At 64.7% G+C, this 4807-nt stretch carries 2 protein-coding genes; one reads left to right on the top strand and one right to left on the bottom strand.

Features of this window, described 5'->3' with window-relative positions; translation table 11 throughout:
• The first annotated feature begins 941 nt into the window (after nt 1–941).
• Nucleotides 942–1478 carry a DeoR/GlpR family DNA-binding transcription regulator gene (locus tag ACYVD5_RS09000; RefSeq protein ID WP_461000487.1) on the top strand — a complete coding sequence of 179 codons (537 nt, stop codon included), beginning with the start codon at nt 942–944 and terminating at the stop codon, nt 1476–1478.
• A gap of 235 nt (nt 1479–1713) precedes the next feature.
• Here ACYVD5_RS09000 and ACYVD5_RS08995 read toward each other — a convergent pair.
• The coding region (locus tag ACYVD5_RS08995; RefSeq protein ID WP_461000486.1) for an ADP-ribosyltransferase at nt 1714–4807 on the bottom strand (3094 nt) is incomplete at its 5' end.

Below are 4807 nucleotides of genomic sequence, written 5' to 3'. Positions count from 1 at the left end.
GTTGTTGCTGAAGACGGGCATGGGGGTGCCTCCTTCCCTTGTCGCCGACTCCCAGCCGACACGGCTGGGGTGCCGCGAGGGTCGGCGCCGACCCAACACCGCAGGACAGGCCAGCGACCGTAACACCGTTACGTGTAGTTGTGGAAGTAGTTGGTTGCTGTTAACCGGGTCTGTGGTTTTGTGTTGTTCGGCATGTGACCGTGTGACACAGGACCGTGCACCGTCGTGAACAGGCACTTCGCTCCTGGCGGCCCGTCCACGGCGTTCCTGGGCCCTATGCCGGCGGGGACGCGTTAGTGGGAGCGCGGTGCAGCACTGGCGCGCGTTACCGATATGTTGTGGTGCAGCCGCGTCCGTATGGCACGCCCAGGTCGCACCCAGCGCCCTTGAGCAATGGGTGCCAAGATGTCCCGGCGGGTCTCGCGGGATGGGCCCGCGTGCGCAGGGTGTGTCCGTGAGGCTATATCTGGAGTGGCTCAGCGCCGCCGCTGCGCCTCCTGACCTCGGCGCTTCTCAGGCGTATCCACAGGGGAGGAAAAGCAGCTTCCGCGATAGGAGAAATCCTGCAGCTGAAGCGGGTGCTCACCAGCCGGTATAGCGGTTCGCCACTGGCCGGCGGCGGCTCCGGGCCTGGTCGGTAACCACGCCGCCATGAGACGGCGCGGGCGTTCCGGGCAGCGCTTCCCATTCTTCGCATCCTGTTTACATTTCCACCCGTTGGCGGGCAATTGTCACCCGTGGTAATGATTGCTTGGTGTGCGGCAAGCCGCCGGTATTGGAATCCGCAGCAGCCGATCCGCGGAGGTGCCCGGCACTGCTGCCTGCCGTGTTCGCCAGCAGTATGGGAGGCCGCTATGTCCGGATGGTCGAGCGTTGCCGACGGGAGTGTGGCTGAAGCCGGTGCCGTGGCGGTGCCCGCGGCAGGCTATGTGCAAGGGTGCGTGGCAACTCCTGAGGAGCTCATCGCAGCGGCGGCAGTGGAAGAGATTCCTGAGCGGGGCTCGGTCCTGCTGGAAGCCGGCCCCGCCGAGCGCTTGGCGCGTTCGATGCCGCGGCGCCGCGACCTCACGGTGATTACCAACTCGATGGCGGCGGCGCTGGCGCTGGCGGCGCGGGAGGACGTCACGGTGCTGTTGATCGGCGGCCGCATCCAAGCGGGGGTCGGCGCAACAATGGGCGGATCGGGTGCCACCGGACTGGAGGGGCTGCATGCCGATGTCGCGTTCATGGCCGCCGACGGCGTGAGCGCGCAACGAGGACTGACCACACGCGCCCCGGCGGAGTGCGCGCCCAAACGGATGATGCTGCGGGCGGCGGATCGCACAGTGCTGCTGGCACCGGGTGGGCACATCGGGCACGTGGCGCTGGCGCGCTTCGGCTCGCTCAACGAAGTGGACTGCCTGATCACCGACTCGCCCTGCGATACCCCGGACGGTCGCCGGGTCGCGGTTGCCGGCCCGCGCATGGTCCGCGTCTGACGCGGCGGATACCCGCTCGGTCGGGCAGAGTCCCGTACGTTCCCCTTGGGCGCAGCGGCTCCAGTGCGGGCGGTCGCGTCCTCGCCAGCACGGTGGTTTCGAAGCCATCGCCGACAGCCTCCGCCGACCACCGGATGACCGCACCGCACGCCCTTCAGCCATCGCAGGCGACCGGCCGCCAACCGGCCCTACCCGCGGCCGCGCCCGCAATTGTGCGGTCTGCCGTCCTCGCCGTTCAGGACCGGCGGGTGATCACTACGTCCATGTACCAAGTTTCTTCGTCATCGTCGAATCCGGCGTTCTCGATCCGGTACCACAATCCTCGGCCGAGTAGGATTTCCCGGTCGGTGTTTGAGAAACCCGAGAGGTCCTCGGTCCAGGCCGCCGGAACTTCGGCGGGAACGAAAATGCGGTAAATCGCTTCAGAAGATTCGAAGTTACGTGAAACCCCGCCCAAGGATGCGGATATGTATCCCAGCTCATGGAATTCGCGCCCGACCATTTGCGGGGGATCCGCCGGGAGGTAGTCGATATCCGTCCCTCTGTACGCGACCAGAGGTACATTGGTCGGACGTCCTTCCAACACGGAATCGATGTTGGAGATGTGCCTCCCGATATCCGGATCAATTGGACCGCCTTCGCGCAAGGCGCCGTTGATATCCGCGTAACTCGTTTCGTGGTCGGAATGCTCCTGGGTGTAATAGCGGACCGATGTTAGCCGGTCATTGGGCTGCGCTGCCAGGTACGGACCCCAGTACTCACGCCCATATTCCCTCGCTTCCTCGTTATCACTGAAGTCTCGGGGGGTGGAAGCGAAGGTGTAAACGGAGGGGGCCGGTGCCACGGGCCCGGGGGCGTTGGTTCCGGGGTGCGATGTGTCGTTGCCCGTCCCTTCGAAGGCGTGCACGCTCTGCCCCGCACCGCTTCCACCCTGCGGGGGGCCGGGAAGGGCCTGTGTTGCAGGCCCGGGGGCGTTGGTTCCGGGGTGCGATGTGTCGTTGCCCGTCCCTCCGGAGACGTTCGCGCTAGGCCCCGCACCGCTGCCATCGCGCGGAGGGCCGGCACTGGGACCGGTACCGGCGCCGGTATCCGGAAGCAGAAACACGGCATCCAATCTGATGGATCCGTTGTCGAGTTGCTCCACATTCGTAACAACATAGTCGGAGTCACGCGTAAACGTTAGTTCCCTCTGGTGTGGATAATGACTGTTCCTGCCCATCCATATTGCCTCCATCCCTTCAGGGGCGCGGAAATGGAAGATAAAGCGGCTTCCATAAGTATCGGTTGGAGGTTCAACGCCCAGGGCGGTCGAGAGGTAACCTTCATCGCGCTGAGGAATGCCGATGATGGCCTGTGCGGCTTCCAGGTCGTCTGGTCCCGCGTAGGACTCCGCGTCGTCCACATCGGAGTCGTATCCGTCATACCCCTGCAGGAATTTGATGTCGTGGGTCCCGCGTACCACTTCAATGGTTTCGGGAAGCCTCATTGAAGTCGTAGCGGTGTCAACGCCGGAGATATGGGACCCAATGCGCTCTTCAGTGGCAACTCCGTCCAAGGTTTGGATTGCTCTTCCACGCCTACCCGATACGGTTATCCAGTCATCAAGCCGCGATTGCGGATCACGCGCATTGACAATGTCTCGGACGATCGTTCGCTGGACGTGGTTCAGATCGCTTCGGGAAGCTGACGCCTGCCGGATGTCATCGACGGTGATGTGGCGCTCGGCGCCGACTATATCAAACAGTAGATTTCCGGGAGTATAGGTATCCCTGTTCGTGTAATCTACATACCCTGCGAAGTTTTCCTCGCCTCGCAAAATATGGTTGATCCAGTTGTCCCGAGTGTACTCGTAAACCGCCAATCGGTCTGCTGGGTCCAGATTGCGGTACGTGCGGTCCAATACCATTTCGCCATATCTCTCGCCTTCTTCGTTTGAATTGAACCTGCGGACGCCGTCGCTGTCGATCCGACCCGGAATGGGTGCGGGTTCAGAAACCGGAACGGGAGCAGGGTGCGCAGAGGAATCGGGCTCGGTATCGGTTTCCGGGGGTGGGATTTTACCCCAATTAGAGCGTTGCTGTACAAGAGCGATCGCCTCTTCGCGGGCGCTGACGACCCTTTGCCCGAGATCCGTGAGGCGCTCATTCGAACGGTCATAGTCGTTCTCAATCTCCGTCAACCGATTGCGGAATCCATTCGCGCCGCGCTCGATATCGGAGATTTGGCGGATGGTGTTGTTGCGGGCGGTCTCGGCCTGTACTCGTTGTCCTTGGGAGGTCGCGCTGTTGCGCGCCCGATCGAGTTGCGCGAGATGAGCGCGGGCGCGCTCATTGGCGCGGTCGTAGCGGCCGACCTGAGAACGGATGTGCTCCGCCTCGCGAATAAGGTCGTTCAGATGGTTTTGCGTGCTTTCATGGGCATTTTCGAGGTCGCTGACACGGGCCTTCGCGTCATCCAGATCACGGACGAACGCTTCGTGGATATCGCGAGCGAGGTCGGAAGGAGGCGGTTGGTTTTCGGAGCCGGACGAATCCGGGGCCGGAGCCTCCGGCTGGGCACCGTCTCCATCGCTGTCGTCGGGGATTGACTGGGCGGGGGCGGAATCGTCGGACAGGGAGTCGTCGTAGAGCGAGTCGTCGTAGCGCGAATCCGCGGGCTGGGGGGCGTCCTGGGACACGGAGGGCTGGGGCTGATCCGGGGCGGCCTGAGGCGCCATTGCGCCGGGATTCTCCGGTGCACTCAGTCGGCCGTGGTCGGAGCCGAACGGCCCGGTGGCCGGTGCATTGGAGGAGGCCATCGGCGCCGTGGTCCCGGAAGGCTGCGCTGTCCCGGTGGGCTGGATCGGGCGGTTCAGCGCGTTCCGGAATTGCGTTTCCAGGTCGTTTCCGTCGCTGGACTGCGGTTCTTGTAGAGTGGGGCGTTTGGGCTCGGGCGCGTTTTCGGGAGAAGAGCTGCGCTTGCGCTTGGGCGCCGGCGCGTCTTGGGGAACTTCTGCGGGGCCCGGCTCGGGACCGCGCGCAGAAACGCGGCCGCTGTGGCCGGGAGCGGCGGTGCTCCCGCTATCGGCGCCACCATCTCCGCCGCTGGTCCGGGTTGGAACGCCGGTGGCGGACGCATAGGCGGTGCCGGTGCCGGTGCGGCGCCCGTCGCCATCGCCGGTGGCGCCGGGGCGGCTGCTTCCTTCTCCGCCGCTGCGAGTCTCCTCGTCGGCACGGCCGCTGTTCGGGCTGCCGTTGTCGTCTGCTCTGCCCGTGGTGGTGCCGCCCGTACCGGCGGCGGTGTTGATGGGGATGTCGGTGGTGAGGCCGGTGGGTGGGGGTGGGGGTGCG

The organism is Streptomonospora sediminis (assembly GCF_054778995.1).
This window is presented reverse-complemented; position numbering and strand designations above follow the sequence as displayed.